The organism is Leptospira ilyithenensis (assembly GCF_004771005.1).
Lineage (GTDB): Bacteria > Spirochaetota > Leptospiria > Leptospirales > Leptospiraceae > Leptospira_A > Leptospira_A ilyithenensis.
Genome location: NZ_RQHV01000002.1, coordinates 122,899 through 140,298, shown reverse-complemented (window position 1 = coordinate 140,298; position 17,400 = coordinate 122,899). Strand labels below are relative to the sequence as shown.

At 39.6% G+C, this 17,400-nt stretch carries 13 protein-coding genes; 6 read left to right on the top strand and 7 right to left on the bottom strand.

The annotated features are described in order from the left end of the window. Positions 1-197: 197 nt before the first annotated feature. Complete coding sequence (locus tag EHS11_RS00985; RefSeq protein WP_135762547.1) at positions 198-875, bottom strand: class I SAM-dependent methyltransferase; 678 nt, start codon at positions 873-875, stop codon at positions 198-200. A gap of 147 nt (positions 876-1,022) precedes the next feature. Between EHS11_RS00985 and EHS11_RS00980 the strand changes: the two genes are divergently transcribed. Continuing rightward, the gene (locus tag EHS11_RS00980) at positions 1,023-3,122 is read left to right on the top strand and encodes a hypothetical protein (protein ID WP_135762546.1); all 2,100 of its coding nucleotides are present in this window, start codon (positions 1,023-1,025) and stop codon (positions 3,120-3,122) included. Here the strand turns inward: EHS11_RS00980 and EHS11_RS00975 are convergent. From EHS11_RS00975 to queA, 6 genes are all read right to left on the bottom strand, one after another. Continuing rightward, positions 3,005-4,489, bottom strand: coding sequence for a hypothetical protein (locus EHS11_RS00975; protein ID WP_167884304.1), 1,485 nt, complete (start codon positions 4,487-4,489; stop codon positions 3,005-3,007). The two genes, EHS11_RS00980 and EHS11_RS00975, sit on opposite strands and share 118 nt — an antisense overlap. A 22-nt stretch (positions 4,490-4,511) precedes the next feature. Then, the gene (locus tag EHS11_RS00970) at positions 4,512-6,113 is read right to left on the bottom strand and encodes a lactonase family protein (RefSeq protein ID WP_135762544.1); all 1,602 of its coding nucleotides are present in this window, start codon (positions 6,111-6,113) and stop codon (positions 4,512-4,514) included. A gap of 190 nt (positions 6,114-6,303) precedes the next feature. Beyond that, complete coding sequence (locus tag EHS11_RS00965; RefSeq protein ID WP_135762543.1) at positions 6,304-8,559, bottom strand: aconitate hydratase; 2,256 nt, start codon at positions 8,557-8,559, stop codon at positions 6,304-6,306. Between the two features lie 89 nt (positions 8,560-8,648). Next, a complete protein-coding gene (locus tag EHS11_RS00960) occupies positions 8,649-9,140 on the bottom strand; it encodes a FlgO family outer membrane protein (protein ID WP_167884303.1) in 492 nt (163 codons plus the stop codon). Then, complete coding sequence (locus EHS11_RS00955; protein ID WP_135762542.1) at positions 9,130-10,455, bottom strand: hypothetical protein; 1,326 nt, start codon at positions 10,453-10,455, stop codon at positions 9,130-9,132. Before EHS11_RS00955 ends, EHS11_RS00960 begins: the two co-directional genes overlap by 11 nt. A gap of 62 nt (positions 10,456-10,517) precedes the next feature. Continuing rightward, positions 10,518-11,561, bottom strand: a complete 1,044-nt coding sequence (gene queA, locus EHS11_RS00950) for a tRNA preQ1(34) S-adenosylmethionine ribosyltransferase-isomerase QueA (protein WP_135762541.1) — start codon at positions 11,559-11,561, stop codon at positions 10,518-10,520. Between the two features lie 61 nt (positions 11,562-11,622). On the opposite strand from queA, the gene EHS11_RS00945 reads away from it, so the two are divergent. The 5 genes from EHS11_RS00945 to EHS11_RS00925 are packed head-to-tail and all read left to right on the top strand — an operon-like array spanning position 11,623 to position 17,400. After that, positions 11,623-12,912 carry a glycosyltransferase family 87 protein gene (locus EHS11_RS00945; RefSeq protein WP_135762540.1) on the top strand — a complete coding sequence of 430 codons (1,290 nt, stop codon included), beginning with the start codon at positions 11,623-11,625 and terminating at the stop codon, positions 12,910-12,912. Then, on the top strand, positions 12,896-13,984 hold the full coding sequence (locus tag EHS11_RS00940) for a glycosyltransferase family 4 protein (RefSeq protein ID WP_135762539.1): 1,089 nt from the start codon (positions 12,896-12,898) through the stop codon (positions 13,982-13,984). Before EHS11_RS00945 ends, EHS11_RS00940 begins: the two co-directional genes overlap by 17 nt. Beyond that, the gene (locus EHS11_RS00935) at positions 13,981-14,574 is read left to right on the top strand and encodes an LIMLP_18675 family protein (protein ID WP_135762538.1); all 594 of its coding nucleotides are present in this window, start codon (positions 13,981-13,983) and stop codon (positions 14,572-14,574) included. Before EHS11_RS00940 ends, EHS11_RS00935 begins: the two co-directional genes overlap by 4 nt. A gap of 36 nt (positions 14,575-14,610) precedes the next feature. Then, a complete protein-coding gene (locus tag EHS11_RS00930; protein WP_135762537.1) occupies positions 14,611-15,897 on the top strand; it encodes a hypothetical protein in 1,287 nt (428 codons plus the stop codon). 6 nt (positions 15,898-15,903) lie between these two features. Continuing rightward, complete coding sequence (locus EHS11_RS00925; protein ID WP_135762536.1) at positions 15,904-17,400, top strand: MBOAT family O-acyltransferase; 1,497 nt, start codon at positions 15,904-15,906, stop codon at positions 17,398-17,400.

The following is a 17,400-nucleotide window of genomic DNA, read 5'->3' as shown; positions in this document are numbered from 1 at the left end:
TTCCTATATTCTGTAACACTGTCTAAAGATAGGCTTTGAGTAAATAAATTATTCAGCCGCTTCTTTATCCTTTATCGAAAGAATAAGATACTGATCGGGGAGAACCCATTTCAAGAGACAAAATACTTTGACGTCGGGGTTATTTAGTGTGAACAAATTCCGTATTTTGGACAGAGCCGGAAACTAATTGTTCAAACTTAAATTCGAAATACTTCCTCTTTAAAACCTTTTTCGCCCAACCATTTGCTTTGCAGAAGATTATAGCTTACAATTTCAAAGTCACGGGACAATAATTTGCGATATTGTTTTGCGGATCTCTGGTAAGCATAAGGATCTATGAAGTTCATTTCCTTTTTCATCACCGCATAATCTTCTTTTGTCGGAACGGTAAAATAAAGATAACTGCAATACTTGGCCAATTTTTCCAACAAATGATCCAATGCGGAATCGGGAAGGTATTGAATCACTGAGTTGCAAATTCCAAGCTCCACAGGCTCTCTTTCCAATTTTGCCAACTGAAAAGATTCCAAAGGGGAATGATAAATGTGAAATTTGTCCGATTTTTTCACCCAATCCTTTTTTAAAAGATCTTCATAAGCGTCTTTCGAAGCATCCACCGCAAATACTTTAACAGGCGCAAAACTACGAACGAATTCCCTTAACAGAATCGCCTTGCCAAATCCGAAGTCAGCTATTTTATACACGGGAATCTCCATTAGTTGGAACAAAGTATGTAAATACTGAGCGTGTTGTTTGGCGTTATACGATCCGTCTACATCCAGTCCGTTCCCGTATATCTCGGACCAGTAGGTTTCATCGAATGCCTTTCCATTTTTTCCAAAGCCTGATTTTGTTTTTTTTAGAAAGGATTTCATATCTATGATTATATTTGCTAATTGTATATATGTTTCCAGGTTCGTGTTTTTGAAAATCCGAAATTTATAGGAATCCTTCCACGAAATAAGGCGGGAAAGATCCGTTTTTCACTTGTGAAGTTTACGACATCCTCGGAGACTTCTGCCATGGGAATATTCATGGACCGTGAGAAAACAAAAAGAATCACAGTTTATATCCTCTTCACTCTACTGCTTATTTACCGGTTTCGTTCCCTATTTTATCTGGATGATTCGGTCAGTTGGGATGGGCCCGGGCACAAAGTTCTCATAGGTATTTTTTCAAAACTAGGGAGGGGATTTTTAGCGGAAGGATACGTTAAAGATTGGTTTGGCGGGTTTCCTGCTTTTCGGTTTTACCCTCCCGCTTTTTCATTCATTGGCTCTGTTCCTCACCTGCTGGGATGGGATTTGGACCTTTCTTTACGCTTCGCAGTTATAGCAACTGTCATTATACTTTCATTAGGTTATATTTATTTCGTATCCGCATTTCTTCCGAAGGATCTTGCTTTCGTTTCCCTTTTTTTATATGCAAGTTTTTCAGGATCGCCCGTACTTGGTGCTTCCTTTGCAGGCATATGGGGAGGAAATTTCCCTTCCTTGCTCGGTTCAGGACTTACCTATTTTGTTTTGGGAAGTTGGATTCGTTATACGAAAGGTTATCATTCAAAACATCTGATCCTTTCTCTCTTGAGTCTAAGTCTTCTGGGTTATACCCATTATCTGAGTTTTTTATTTTGTTATTTCATACTTTTGGTTTTGTTTTCATTGCAAAGTGATTCATTAAAAAGAAAGGAAAGTTGGGTTTTTATTTTCTTGCCGATTGTTCTGGCTATCCCGTCTCTTTACGGACCGATTTTTCAAGGAAATGAAAACCTGGGAGAAACATTATTTGCTTACTATCCTTTTTTACAAACAATGTTCGGTGAAATCGAAGGTGATTCGGTTCTAAAACAATTTCTAATGACACCGGCAAGAATCATTCCTTTTCTATCTTTGATAGGAATCTTTTTGTCCTTTCGAAACTTAAAAGAAAACGGTCCGTATATCATTGTATTCTTTGTTTTTCTACTGATGACCCAGGATGTATCTTTTGTTAAGTTTTTTTCTTTTACCAAGATCCATTTCTACCGTTCCTGGGATCTCTTTTTAGGTATCTTTTATCTATTGGCAATCAAGGGCTCCTGGGAATACCGATCCGTCATTTCCACCAAATATATATTATATGGAATTGGCATCCTTGCTTTGGTCTTGCTCGGGCCCAGATCCTTTGGCTCTCCTCTATCTTCTTCTACAATCAATGAATCCGTTTCTTTTTTACGAAAAAACATACCTCCCCAATCAAACATATATACGGAAACTACAGTTTCCGCGCCTTGGAACCGCTCACCTCATTTAGTCCTCTCATGGACCTATGAGTCCGATTTCGAATCGGATAACGGGCTTATGGTGGAATCCAGTTGGACTCCTTTCGTGCAAAGACTATACCTTCCGATTCAGAATGAAAACGATTTCAACTGGGGTTTCTCCGATCCGAGAGCGGATTACTCTTTGAATTTTCCAAATCCCGAATTATCCATTCGGTTTTTACAAGAGAGAAATATCGATTTCTTAATTACGAAAACCGATAGCTTTAGAAATAATTTTTCTTTTTTGAAAGAAAAAATCCCTTTCTCAGAACATTTAAGTATATTAAAGATTACTAAATCTAAAAACATCGGAAGTGTAAAAAAAGTCATAGGACTGGTTTCATTGGCAGCCACTTTAGGAGAAGAAACGGCAAATTCACCTAAAGATTTTTTTATAGAATCGTTTTTGCTAGCTCAGGCACCGGCGAACCAATCAATCGTTTATTTGGATATAAATCCTCTTTGGAATCAAATGCCTATTGCTGAAATACAAAAGGAAGTGCCTGTCATTTATATTTATGATCCGAAGCGACACATCATTGTGGATACCTTGGAAGGAAAACAAGAAACACAAGCATGTAAGCCGACAGTCATTCCCAAGTCCTACTTCAGTTCTTTGAAATCGGAATCAAATCGAAAGTTATACAGAACGCAGTTTAATCAAATTCTAGTTTGTTTGCAGAATGAAAAATCACAAGCCGTTTATCTTCCCCAAGGTTTGGGAATCTCCAAGTTCATAGGTTTGGTTTTGGTTTTTTCAGGATGGATCGTTGCATTTGTTTTTTCTCTTTTAAACAGAAAAAATGTATTTAAGGAATGAATTATTTTCCAATTCGGTTGGTTTTGCATCATTGATAAAAGGAAACTTCCGTGTTTTTTGGAATCAATGATTACATATTCATAGCCCAAATAATAAGGAAGTTCGGATAGATCGTCTCCTTCGTTTTTCCAAAAAGAAAAAATCATTTGGTACCGCGTAGGATTCTTTGCAAAGGAATAGATAGGATTTAAACCAAAAGGATAAATGAGCTTTGGACATTTGAAATAAAATGAGGGAAAATCATCCCATCGAACCCAAAGCCTGGTCCCCGTTTCCAATTTTTCACAAGCCAGAGAAACGGATGTTAGATCATTTTCTTCTCTGTTTTTTTTGATTTGGTAATCCGCGCCTTGTGCCAAGTGTCCCGCATAAAAGAAAAACAAACATCCGAAAACTATCGCAAACTTATCATCCTGTATCTTTTCCTTAAGAGACGCAGAAGAACCTAACCAAAGCAAGCCGATAGGCACAGTCCATTCGATACTCTTTGTGGTAAAATAGGAAGAAACAAAACCGATCGCAAAAAGAACTAAAAGCGCCCGATCTCCGTCCTTTTTCATAAAGATGGAAATCAGTATAAGAACAAAGAATGTTTGAAAAAACAAAAGGTTGCCTGGAGCCAACCACTCTGCAATTTTCTCAACATCGTTCGGCGGGAAAATCTGTCCCCACCACTCCAAATAAAACGCATGAAACTGATTTGGAAAAGAAGGATGGATGAAAAGACCCGAACAAAATCCGATCAAAGCATGATAAAACAAAGAGTATTCTTTTAGAAATCCGAGCATGGAAAAAAGATTTGTATTTTTACGAATCCGGTAGTTCTCCATAAAAGAGAAACTGTTTGAAACAAAAGAATACAAAAGAAGCAAAGGAGAAAGAGGATACGTCCAAACAAGAATCCAAGCCAAAGACAAAACAGCCAGTTTGTTTTTTCGATCCCAAACAATCAGATATGCAATAAATAAAGGAAGGAAAACAAGCAAACCCTTACCAAACAACAATCTGCCGGTAAATACATAAGACCCGAAAAGGAAAAGTCCGGAATAAAACAAAATCTCCCGTATATTTTTTCCTTTTGCATAAATCAGATAACTAAACAAACAAACAGATGTAAGGAGAGAAATCCAAAGTTTGATCCCCGAGGCGGATACAAATCTCAATAATTGATGGTATAAAAAATGAGTATCCCCATATCCTTCCGACCAAACCGATTCGGCTGCCGATGGAATGACTGAAATCAAGGCACTTTGATCATAATCCCGAGCAATTCCTAGATGGAACAAGATATCCGAATCCAAAAGACCGGTATCAATATGAAGTAGATAGTATATGTAAATAAAAGATAGAATCGAAGAGAAATACACCCAACGGAATTTATTGAATCGATTAATTGGAGATTGCTCCCCATTCTATGCCGAAGTTACTACCTCCCAAGGAAGGAATGGCCGTAAATCCAAGTTCAGTTAAACCTCCGTCAGCTCCTATCTTATACATATGTATGTTCTTAACACATAAGAAGGAAGCACAGCTACCTATTTGAACCGTGGTAGCAGCTGCCAATATTTTCCCATCAGGAGATATCCGGATACTATCTATGGTTAAAGCGCCGGTAGGCCTGATACTAGGATAAACTGGTGTTAGGTTTCCATTTTCCAAATCGTGTTTTACGATCTGGATCACTCCCTGATCCGGACTCCCGGAAATCACCCCTCCCAAATAAAAGAATTTATCGTTGGGATGGCCTTCAAAATGCAAATATTGCGCACCTTCGGTAGTAAGTGAAAAATCTTTGTCAACCGAATCCAAAGTTCCGTCGGACTTCACCTTTCTTCGGAGTAAGCTGGTCACCTTCAAATTGTTCACACCCGGAGTTGTCGTATGAGGGGCTGAAAATAAATAATCATTGGTTTTTGACTTTGCATGCAAGGTCAAACGGTTGGAAGCATCGGAATCTCCTCCCAAATAAGTACTTGTAAGAGTACCACTTGTATCCACCCGAAACACTTGCGTATCATTGGTGGTGGAAACCGAGGGAAGTGAAAAAAGGTAATCTCCCTTGGGGCTTAAAGTAAACCGAACACTTCCCCCACAGCTAAACCCGAAAGCCCCCGCAAAATTGGATAGATCTCCTGTGGTTGAGTTTATCTGAGCAGTATGTAAATCCGTTTGTCGGTAAAAAAGCTGATCTGCGTTAGGTATTCCTTTTAGAAACGAGATATTGAGTAAAGTAGTAAACGGAGAATTGGTCAGAGCAGTATAGGAAGTTCCATCGCTATTGATACTTACACCTTTTAAATGAAAAGGCGTAGCGTCAGTTTTTGTAAAATAGATAAATTTATTTCCATAGGAAGAAGCGAGTCTTGCCGGCGTACATCCGTTACCAACCTGGATCTGTTGTTTTCCGGACAATGTTCCGCTCGTTGTATCTACAATATAACTTAAGACGCCATCATCAGCCGAAATGGAACTTGCTGCACTCACAAACATCATCTTGCCAGTAGTACCCCCTTTTGCGAATAAGGAAATTCCGAATGGAAACGTAACCGCCGTTGGAGATGAGATGTTAAGTTTTAGATTCCATAGATTCTTCGGTTCGGCATCCGGTATGATGCTAAGAGTAACTTTCTGTTCATAGCCGACAGGCCATGTAGTCGGAACTGTTTCATCCGCTTTGATAGTAAAAGTACCTATTGATGTAGTTTCTAAAGTATAAGGAGATCCGTCCGTCGAGATAGTGAATGGTAATTTTCCGGTATTTTTCAAAACGGCCGGAAAGGAATTAAACGAGTATGCATTTTTAATTCCAAAATCAATCACGGAACCTGATTCGTAACTTTTTCCGTCATAGATAATTGTAATTCGTGTATCAGGTGTTTGGTCCCGAAGACGCAATAAAAATAACAAGTCCATCGTTTCCGGTGAAGGCAATTGAGGAAATTTACAAGAAGAGAAAATGACAAGCAGAAGATAGATTACTTTTGATTTCATTTGTCTCCCTCCTTGTAGAATAACATCTAGGAACTCCTATCGTAGCAAAATACAAGATAATTTGCAATTTTTTTCCTACGAAAATGAAGAGGGAAAAGAAAACCCCTTTAGCACATTGTACCAAAGGGGTTAGAGAACCAAGTTCAGTAGAGACAATCCGCTACAAATTGGAGTCCATCCTGATTATGTCTTAAGCTTTCATCAAATTGAGGGCAGCTCCCGCTTTGAACCAATCAATTTGTTGAGAATTGTAAGTATGGTTCACGGTAATTTCTTCCTTGGAACCGTCTTTATGATTCAAGAAAAGGGTGAGCGATTTTCCTTCTGCGAATGAAGTAAGACCTATGATGTCAATTGAGTCGTCTTCCAGAATTTTATCGTAGTCTTCCTTATTTGCAAAAGTAAGCGCAAGCATACCTTGTTTTTTCAAGTTTGTTTCGTGGATACGGGCAAACGATTTTACAAGGACGGCTCTTACCCCCAAATGTCTCGGTTCCATAGCGGCGTGTTCTCTGGAAGAACCTTCTCCATAGTTTTCATCTCCCACTACAATGGAACCGATTCCGGCTGCCTTATAAGCTCTCTGCGTTTGAGGCACAGGCTCATAATTTCCTGTTAGTTGATTTTTGACTTCGTTGATTTTACCGTTGGAGAAATTGGTCGCACCTATCAAAAGGTTGTTGGAGATATTGTCCAAATGTCCTCTGAATTTGAGCCAAGGGCCTGCCATTGAAATATGATCCGTTGTACATTTTCCTTTGGCTTTGATGAGAAGTTTCAAACCTTTCAGATCCTTACCATCCCAAGCAAGAAAAGGGGCTAGCAATTGCAATCTGGTAGAAGCAGGATCAACGATCACTTGCACTCCCGATCCATCTGCGGCAGGAGCGACAAATCCTGCGTCTTCCACAGCAAATCCTTTGCTAGGTAGTTCTTCTCCCGTAGGGGCATCAAGTTTTACAGTTTCGCCTTTTTCATTCACAAGACTGTCAGTCAAAGGATTGAACGCCAGAGTTCCAGCAATTGCAAGAGCAGTTGTCAGTTCAGGCGAAGCGACAAATGCATATGTATTTGGGTTTCCGTCCTGGCGGGATTGGAAGTTGCGGTTGAAAGAGTGAACGATTGTGTTCTTTTCTTTTTTGTCCGCACCTACCCTTGACCACATACCGATACAAGGTCCGCATGCATTGGAAAAAACCTTTGCGCCGATCTTATGGAAAGTATCGATAAAACCATCACGTTCAATCGTGAATCTTACAAGTTCGGAACCGGGAGTAATTGTGAATTCAGCCTTTGTCTTCAGACCTTTTGCCGCTACTTGTTCTGCAAGGGAAGCCGCACGGGAAATATCTTCATAAGAAGAGTTTGTGCAAGAACCGATGAGTCCCACTTCTACTTTGAGAGGCCAGCCGTTTTTTTCAGCTTCTTCTTTCAATTTTGAGATAGGCGTCGCAAGATCCGGAGTGAACGGACCGTTTACATAAGGCTCAAGAGTGTTCAGATCAATCTCGATCACTTGATCAAAGTATTTGCTCGGGTCAGCATACACTTCTTTGTCGGCAGTCAGATGTTCTTTGTATTTGTTGGCAAGGTCGGCCACATCAGCTCTGTTTGTCGAACGAAGGTAACGTTCCATGGAAGCATCATAGGCAAAAGTAGAAGTCGTTGCTCCGATCTCAGCACCCATGTTACAAATCGTACCTTTTCCCGTACAAGAAAGGGATTCGGCACCCGGACCAAAATATTCGACGATGGCACCTGTTCCGCCTTTTACAGTAAGAATGCCTGCTACTTTTAAAATTACGTCTTTTGCGGAAGTCCAACCGTTCAACTTGCCGGTAAGTTTGATCCCGATCGCTTTAGGCCATTTCAATTCCCATGCAAGACCCGCCATCACATCACAAGCGTCAGCTCCTCCGACTCCGATGGCAACCATACCCAATCCGCCTGCGTTCACGGTATGTGAATCGGTTCCGATCATCATCCCGCCGGGGAATGCGTAATTTTCCAACACAACCTGATGAATGATCCCGGCACCGGGTTTCCAGAAACCAATCCCGTATTTATTTGTTACGGAAGATAAAAAATCATAAACTTCTTTGTTTTCATTCACTGCAAATTTCAAGTCCACACCGGACTCTTCTTTAGCAGTGATTAAATGGTCACAGTGGACCGTAGAAGGAACAGCCACCTTTTTGCGACCTGCTTGCATAAATTGCAATAGAGCCATTTGTGCCGTAGCATCTTGCATCGCAACACGATCAGGTGCGAAGTCGACATAATCTTTGCCGCGTTCAAATGCTTGTTTTGGATTGCCGTCCCAAAGGTGGGAATAAAGAATTTTCTCAGTCAGTGTAAGTGGTCGGCCTACTATCTTTCTAGCCGCGGAAATTGCCGCGTCCATTTTGGAGTAGCGAGCCTGGATCATTTCTATATCGAATGCCATCTTGTCCTCTTGTTACCTTTATGACTTGGGAAATGATGGAATCAATCCAAAAATTGAAATTTGAATGGTAAATGGATTGAGACAGGGAATCAAAGATCTATCGGAACAAAAACTTCCTCAGCTTTCAGGATCAGTCCCGACTTGATTTCAATCAATCGGGTATTCACAAAAAGCCCGTCTTGGTAAGCACTGACAATTCCCGTGACAAGGATATCCACTTTCAATTCTTCACCTATCTTCCGCAAGGTGGCCATATCTCCGTTGGTTTCCAAACTGAGTCCTTTTTCTTTGAGGGCCCTTTCGTGAACCATTCTATCCAAGATGTGAAATCTATCCTTTTTTACCAATTCGGTGGTCAGCTTTTCAGAAAGAAGAGGACCGTATTGGTTTTTTCCACCGTCCGTGCCGGTAAAGGTAAGAACGATCAGTCTTTGTTTGTTAAACATCAGCCCTTTTTCGGAAAGGGAAACGGCAAGTTGTTCCAAAGGAGGTGTAAGTTTCGGAGGACGGGACTCCCGATCATCGAAACTACAGGAAAGAACAAAAGCGAAGAGACAAAAAATAAAAAATCTAAAAGGCAACTTCTAACCCCAGTGAGGTGGCATATTCATAAAACGATTTCCCTTGTAACCCGCCGAGCTGCATCATACCGGGAGCACCAAGCATTGTTCCATCTTTGTAAAATTGGTTCTGAACGTTAAAAAAGAAACTGGATCTGCTTGCATTCGGATTTTTCCCGCGGAAAGAAGCGGTAAACGTAGTCGGCGATCTCCCGCTGGCGTCTTTCACTTGATTCAAAGGATCGTTTAAGACATTGTAAAAATTATTGCCCAAATAGATAGAATATCTTTGAGACGGATCAAGAAATACAATCACTCCCAGGGAAGCAAGATCCTGGGAAGGACTGAAAGAGTGGCCGGTAAGTAGGCTACTGGAATTATTTCTGCTATTTAGATAATTATAACGTACATTCATCTGAATTCTCTGGTTCCCGGCAAAAACAGAAACCTTGCCGCCGTCAGGTGAGGAAAGATTGACGGAATTTTCCGCCCTTTGGTTGTAAACCGAAGTCTGCAATTTGAAATAATCGGAAGGGGTGAAATTCGCCTGCCATTCGTAAACCTGTTTTACATCGTCTCTTTCCCTACGGGAAATATCATTCGGTCGGTTCGGACTAAGAGGATTATAATTGAAACTGGAAACCGGCGTGTTGACCACATAATTGGAATCGCCCGTCAACATACGCGCGTTAAAGAAATTGCCGGTTTTCACGGAAACCCCTGCCATCGCCACATTTCTCTGTTCGCGTGTTCTGTCGTCAAAATGATCATAGGCACCGCCTTGGACCACCGCACCTATGTTAGATGTGATCGAATATTGAATCTCATAAGAATCGTTTCTTCTGAGTCCGTAACGATCCGTCAGATAAGAATCCCTTCGGAACGGGGTCCAGTTTTGTAAGGAAGAAGAAGAGCCGAAGCCCCGCATAACAAGCCCGTCTTTTTGGAAAAAAACTTTTCTTTCCCCCACTCGGTTGGAATACAAGTCCCAGTCGGTACGATTGCGAATCGAAGAAGATAAACCTTCGGACTCTCCGATGAGGCCCGAATTTTCCCATTTGTTATTTTTATTTAATAATTCTTCCGATATAGGAGCGTGCAAACTGAATTCACTGGGGTTCGGTTCGATGGAATCGGAATTTCCGTATAGCCGGCGGTTACTCGAATCCAAAGAATCATCAAACAATGGAGTATCGGACATAGGTTGGCTCGACCGAATCTCGGGAGAAGGTAAATCTATCACATCGAATTGTCGTACAGGGGCAAGGGACACGATTGCCACAAGCCCTGCTCCTGAAAGGAGAGACACGATTACTGAAGATTGAGGGGAAAACATGATCAAATGATTTTAATTGCCTTCTTAGTTTTTACAAATTGGACGAATTGTAAATTCATTTTTCAAAACAGAAACATTGCATCTCCATAAGAATAAAATCGGAAATTTCTTTCCAAAGCATAATGATAAGATCGCATAACTAAATTGTTTCCTCCAAAACAATTAACAAGTAAGAGCAGGCTGGATTTCGGAAGATGAAAATTTGTGATAAGTCCTTGGGAAGAATGGATTTGATCTCCCGGTGACAAAAATATGTCAGTTTCTCCTTTTTCTGCCTTATATATTTGAGACTTAAAATCAAAAACCGATTCCAATACCCTAAGTGTGGTAGTTCCAATAGAGATCACTCTTCTTTTTTCTGCTACGGCTTGATTTAAAATTTTTGCGGAAATCTCGGACAGTTCGTACGACTCCTTATGCAATTTTTTTAATTGAAACTGTTCCTGTTGCAAAGGCTGGAAGGTTCCATACCCGATTTGTAAAATTATGGGGACAAAAACAATGCCTTTTGATTCCAAATTTTTACGTAATTCCAGTGAGAAATGCAAACCGGCGGTAGGTGCCGCCACAGAACCAGGATTAGCCGCAAATATGGTTTGATAACGATCTTCGTCCGATTTTTCCGCCTTTCTTTTCAAATAAGGAGGAATAGGAATATTTCCCCATTGAGAAAAATCGGAATCATAAATGGAATTCTCCGAAACCAAAATAGAAAGATCTTCCGAATCGCCCTGATAGCGGAACAGGATTTCCTTATAGCCTTCCGGAAAAAGAATGTCACCTAATCTCAGTTTCTTTCTGTTTTTTAAAATGCATATCCATTCTTTAGAGTGGTAATCTCTGGTTTCCAAAAAAACGGACTCATGTATCCGACCGGATTCGGTAGAAAGATAAACCCTTCTTTTGGAAACTTTGGTTTCATTATAAACCAACACATCCCCTTCCTTAAGATAATCTTCGATCTCTTTGAATTGGGAATGTTCGCTAATTGTATCTTTTTCCCGGTTTAAAACGAGAAGTCGGGACTCATCCCTATTTTCTGCGGGATACTTCGCAATTTGCGATTCTGGCAAAAAGAAGTCATAGTCATTTAGAAATTCATCCATAAATATAAGGAAAGGAAAACCTTGCTAGAATAAAGATTTGCTTAAACTTGGTTGGAAAACCATGTTCAAGACAGTTTGGAACTCCGAAGTCATCGGGAAATTTGTTTTTATAAGTTTTCTATTATTTTTCCTGATGAGCGGTGTTACCCGAAACAAACAAAAATCGGATTTTCTGGATTATTACCACGCAAGCCAAAGATGGGAAACGGAGGAAAACCTATATAAATTCGATACTATTACCAAACTGACGGAAAAATTAAAAGATTGGCAGGAAATTTTTTTACCTGAAAACGCGGAACTTTTGGACTCGTTGCAAAACCAAACGGGGACTTATATCTACCCTCCTCTTTTTTCCTTTTTACTCATCCCTTTCGGGAACTTAGATCCTTCGTTTGCTTCCGGGCTTCATTCGGTTTTGAATTGGTTCTGTCTTGTGGGGATCTTTTATATTTTATCCAAAATCCGATTTTTTGAAAACCAATCCAAAGTAGGCCCTTGGGTATTCGTGCTGGTGATTTTAGCTAACTTCCGTTATCTGGAAAGCCATATTCAAAACAACCAAGTGGGATTACTGCTTATCTTCCTGGTTTTGTCAGCGCTTGTCAGTAAAAACGATCTATTGTCAGGGATACTACTTGCACTAGCCACAGTCATAAAAGTAACTCCTATCGTTTTCGTTGTGATCTTTCTCTATGAAAAAAGATTCAAAGCTGTTCTGTATTTTTTAGCAGGACTTGTTTTCTGGAATGCCATTCCTCTTCTCTACCGTTTCGATTATACAATCGCGATGACAAAAGAATGGTTCACACAAGTCTTGGGACAAGCACTCTCGAACCCTCTCGCAAGGTCTTGGAAAAACAACCAAAGTCTGTCTTCCACTTTAGCAAAGTATTTTTATCACGGAGCCGACTTTGTCAACCAACCTCTCTACAGACTCCCCTTTGTAGATCTGTCCTTGTATACGATCAAATGGATCCAAAACGGAATCATTGTTCTGTTCGGATTACCCATATTGTATTTATTGAAAAAACCGGACTTGAAGTGGCACTTGACCTCGCTTCTATTTTTAGCATCTTGTTTGTTCAGCGGAATCAGTTGGATTCATAGTTTTGTGATTTGTATCTTTCCCATTTATTTTTTGATTCTTCACAAGCAGAACCATAGATGGACGAGGGCGGAAAAAATTTGGTTTCTGATTACAATTGCGCTTGTACTTCTCACTCATAGATCCTTTGTGGGAGGACTTATGGAAAATATACTTTTGATGTATTCCATTCTTTTCTACTTAGGTGTAAGTCTTTATCTTTTCATCATATCCATATCATTAAGGGATTATGAATCTAGGAATTGATGCAAGGCCTCTTGCTTACGGAATCACCGGCAATTCCCGCTATTTAGCGGAAGTTTTGCGGATCATTGTAAAAAGAAATTCCAAAGTCCATTTTTATCTTTTTTCCAATAAGCCGGTCCATCCCGTTTTCAACGATATTCTAAACTTCCCGAACGTAAAAACGATCTATGAATCAAAGTCCTATCCCGGACCGATCTACCTGAATTTTATATTGCCAAAACGAATCAAAGAACACAATATGGACCGGTTTTGGGGAACCTTGCAAATGTTACCCATACGCAAACTTCCCATTCCCGGTTTTGTAAATTATCATGATTTGAATTTTATTTCCGCACCGGAAACGATGGCAAAGTGGAATTTTTGGCAACACAAATTGCTTTCCAAATATACTTTGAAGAATGCAGATAAAATCTTTTGTTTGTCAAAGAATACGAAAAACGAAATCTCTTCCTACATGCCAGAGGCGGCCAATAAGTGTTTGGTTGTATATCCGGGAGTTTCAAAACGGAATTTCAAAACGAAAAAAGGACTCTTACCTAAATCTTTTTTTCTTACGGTCGGGACTTTGGAACCGCGAAAAAATATAAAACGACTGATAGATGCATTCCTGAAATTCAAAGAAACAAATCCGAAAGATAAACATTCTTTATTGATACTCGGGCGAAAAGGTTGGGGAGAAGAAGGCGACAAACTCTTTCAAACACTCACCGACGGATCTTTGGAAAAATACCAAATTCAGTTTATGGAAAATCCGAGTGATGACGTACTCGGACAGGCAATTAACGAATGCAAGGCGTTCTTCTTTCCTTCCCATCACGAAGGATTCGGGCTACCTCTTTTGGAAGCGATGATTGAAGACAAACGTTGTGTTGCCTCGGATATTCCCGTCTTTCGTGAGATTCTTTCCGACTCGTCCGACTTATATGTGCCTTCTTCTTCTCCGGAAGGTTGGACCAATGCTTTTCAACTGTTTTCCAATCTTAAAATGGGATCCAGATCTCCGAAATTTTCAAAAACAAAATGGTCTTGGGATCATACAGCCAAATTACTCGAAGAGGTTTTATTAAAATGAAATATAAGTTAAAAAGACTAAAATTCAAAATCAGTGAATATCTGATCCGAAGACAAAATCGTTTTTTCGGAACTTCGATTTACGAAGAAATAAATTCCAATCCGATTCCAAACATTCTGATTCTCCTCTGCTCAGGAATTTTCTTATACTTTTTTGCAAAGAACGTACATTATCTGAATGATTTTTTGTATTGGTTCGTAGGACTTCTCGAGATAACGAAAATTTTAAAGATCAGTTTTCTGGATAATGTGAAATATTATCAATACTTATCCGTTTTTGTTTTTTTGTATCTTTCTCTTTCCCTTCTTTGGGACTTAGGTGTTTTGTTATCCCGATGGAACGTACGTTTGGTGCTTGTAAAAGATGAAGTATGGATGATTCAAAATTCAGGATTCGGAAAAAAGTTAATCAAGTTCACAACCAAGTCCGAAAATCTGAATTTGGAATGGAATCACTCCGGGCTTCTCAACATACTCGGACTCAATCGGATCGTTTGGAAAAAAAACGGACAGACTTTAGGGTATTCACCTTATTTTTTTCCCTATGGGAAAAACAAACAAATCTTAGACCAAATCCTGAAAAGAGCTTAAATCCAAATTTGAATTTTAATACCGGAACAAAAAATTTTGCGTAAAATATCCGTTATACTCATTCTGATTGTGCTCGCACTCTTTCATCTGAGGTATTTGTCCCAATTTTTTGATTGGGATTCCTGCGTTTACGCTTTGAATATCCAACGAAATCGCCTGGAGTCCGCTTTTTACAATCCGCATCATCTCGGTTTTGAATCTTCGGGACTTCTCTATTGGAAGCTGCTCCAATACATTTATCCTACGACGGATATTATGTTTTTTCTCCGACTTCGTATTTTAAGTTTCGCCTTATTTTTCTTAGGTGCCTTCATCTGGCTCTTTTACAAATTATATGATGATTTCCTATTGGCCGTCATTCTAGCTTTGGTGATTCAATTCAGCCAGGCATTTTGGTTTTACAGTCTTCACAACGACACGCCGATGATCCATTCCTGCCTAATGGCACTTCTGTTTTTATTCACGGTTTATTTTATCAGGAAAGGGTTAAAAACCGGGCATTTGTTCTTTCTATGGTTTCTGCAGCTCTCTTCCATCTATTTCCACCAATCCAATGTGATCCATTTCGGAATGGTTCCAATGGCTATATTGATTACAGAGAACCGATATTTCGGCCAGAAGATGCGGACCATTTTCATCTACTTATTCACGTTAGGTGCCGCAACGATCATCTCATATCTTTTCGTGGGATTCGTCATTTTGAAAAAAGGCCTTGGAAACCCCAATGAGTCTCATTTTTCTTTTTGGATGTTTTTGTATGCGGCGATTGACAGGTGGGGAACATCTGTGGGTGATAAAAATTATATTCATTATTTTTATCGGGGAATCGGAGATGCTTTTTTGGTCTTTCAAACTGTGATTCCCAAGTTTCGAGTGGATTTTTCCAATTTATGGGCCAAACAATCCGCTGCTTTCAACTTTCATCTTTTGTTCTGGATTTTTAGTTTGGGTATCGGATTTTTGAATTTCCGTACTTTGTGGAGCCAGTTTCGAACTGAAATTTTAATTATGATATTCTGGTTAATGCCTTCGATCGGATTTTATACTTGGTGGGAAGGTTATTTTTTCGAATTCTGGGTAGGCACTACCATAGGATTATGGATATTCAATTATTATATTCTGAAATCCTTAAGTTTCCCGAGGCTACCTTATTTTTCCCGCTCCGTACTGCATTGCACCTATGCATTATTATGCGGATTTTACTTTTTGACGAACTTCACTTATTCCACTCTCCCCCGCTCCATCGGTCCCAAATTCGGCTATGTGGAAGGGATCCAAGGACCCGTTTTGAAATTAGCAGAAGAAAAGATCTATAATAGGTAAATATCAATGTTATTTAATTCTTTTGAATTTTTAATTTTTTTCCCCATAACAATCATTATAGGAAATCTGTTGAAAAACCGATGGCAAAGATTGTTTTTTCTATTGGCCAGCTATTATTTTTATATGGCTTGGCAACCAAGTTCCATTAAATGCGATGCCCGCGAAACAACAGGACTCGGATATTGGGTCGATACTCTTTTCTGTGATTATAAAATCAATGCCTACGTCTCCATTTTGCTTTTTTCAACCGTGGTGGATTACTTTGCCGCAAGGTTGATTGAAAAATCGGAGGCGGGTCATTTCAAAAGAAAAATTTATCTGGTTATCTCATTATTGGTAAATCTGGGAACATTGGGTTTTTTCAAATATACGAATTTTTTACTTGGACTTATCAACGATATCAATGTTTGGAATGATTTCCGATTTGAAAATCAAAACATTATACTTCCGGTTGGGATTTCTTTTTATACATTCCAATCGATGAGCTATACCATTGATGTATTCAACGGAAAAACGGAAGCGAGAAAATCCTTTTTGGATTTTTCACTTTATGTTGCTTTCTTTCCTCAACTGGTTGCAGGTCCGATCGTTCGTGCGGAAACATTCTTTCGGGATTTGGACCACAGACTTATCGTCTACAAATCCAATATCGAAGAAGCGTTCTGTCTGATTCTGATCGGGCTTACCCGTAAAATCGTTTTTGCAGATAACTTAGCTAAGGTGGTAGACTCCACTTTCAGCAATTATGCAAACTTAAATCCGATCGAAATTTGGACGGGCGCTCTTGCTTTCGGCTGGCAGATTTATTTTGATTTTGCGGGTTATACGGATATAGCAATCGGTGTGGCGAGATTATTCGGATTCCAATTCAACCCCAACTTCAACTTTCCCATGTCCTGCAGAAATATTGCGGACCATTGGTCCAAATGGCATATCTCCTTTTCTACATGGATTCGGGATTATATCTATATACCTTTGGGAGGTTCAAGAGGTTCCATATATACGTACATTCGCAATATTATGATTACATGGTTATTTGCAGGACTTTGGCATGGAGCCGCCTACCATTATGTGGCATGGGGAGTTTGGCAAGGCGTTATGTTGCTTGGACATAAATTTTACAGCGGAACTGGCGTCGCTGCAACCTTAAATGAAAAAGGAGGGAAGGCTTACGACCTATTCGCTCGAGTATTTACAATGTTCTGTTTGGCGTTTGGATTTATCATGTTCCGTGCAGAATCCATGGAAAAAGCGGTTAGCATGATGAAGAGCTTAGTATTCATTCAAAATTCAGAACAGCCTCTATGGCGTTGGGACAATTACCATTACGGTATTTTACTTTTAATTTGTTTCATTGCAAGCTACGTATTTTCCAAAAGACAAATCCCTTCTATCTTAAAGGGCAATCCGTTCAAATTCACCGCATTCGTTATTGTCAATATCTATCTACTCTTATTATTCGGAGTCACTGAAAGTCAGAATTTCTTATACTTTCAATTTTAA

Excerpts from the sequence above, each read along its gene's own strand:
- EHS11_RS00985 (WP_135762547.1), bottom strand. The coding sequence starts at position 875 with ATGAAATCCTTTCTAAAAAAAACAAAATCAGGCTTTGGAAAAAATGGA.
- EHS11_RS00980 (WP_135762546.1), top strand. The coding sequence starts at position 1,023 with ATGGGAATATTCATGGACCGTGAGAAAACAAAAAGAATCACAGTTTAT.
- EHS11_RS00970 (WP_135762544.1), bottom strand. The coding sequence starts at position 6,113 with ATGAAATCAAAAGTAATCTATCTTCTGCTTGTCATTTTCTCTTCTTGT.
- EHS11_RS00965 (WP_135762543.1), bottom strand. The coding sequence starts at position 8,559 with ATGGCATTCGATATAGAAATGATCCAGGCTCGCTACTCCAAAATGGAC.
- EHS11_RS00955 (WP_135762542.1), bottom strand. The coding sequence starts at position 10,455 with ATGTTTTCCCCTCAATCTTCAGTAATCGTGTCTCTCCTTTCAGGAGCA.
- queA (WP_135762541.1), bottom strand. The coding sequence starts at position 11,561 with ATGGATGAATTTCTAAATGACTATGACTTCTTTTTGCCAGAATCGCAA.
- EHS11_RS00945 (WP_135762540.1), top strand. The coding sequence starts at position 11,623 with ATGTTCAAGACAGTTTGGAACTCCGAAGTCATCGGGAAATTTGTTTTT.
- EHS11_RS00940 (WP_135762539.1), top strand. The coding sequence starts at position 12,896 with ATGAATCTAGGAATTGATGCAAGGCCTCTTGCTTACGGAATCACCGGC.
- EHS11_RS00935 (WP_135762538.1), top strand. The coding sequence starts at position 13,981 with ATGAAATATAAGTTAAAAAGACTAAAATTCAAAATCAGTGAATATCTG.
- EHS11_RS00925 (WP_135762536.1), top strand. The coding sequence starts at position 15,904 with ATGTTATTTAATTCTTTTGAATTTTTAATTTTTTTCCCCATAACAATC.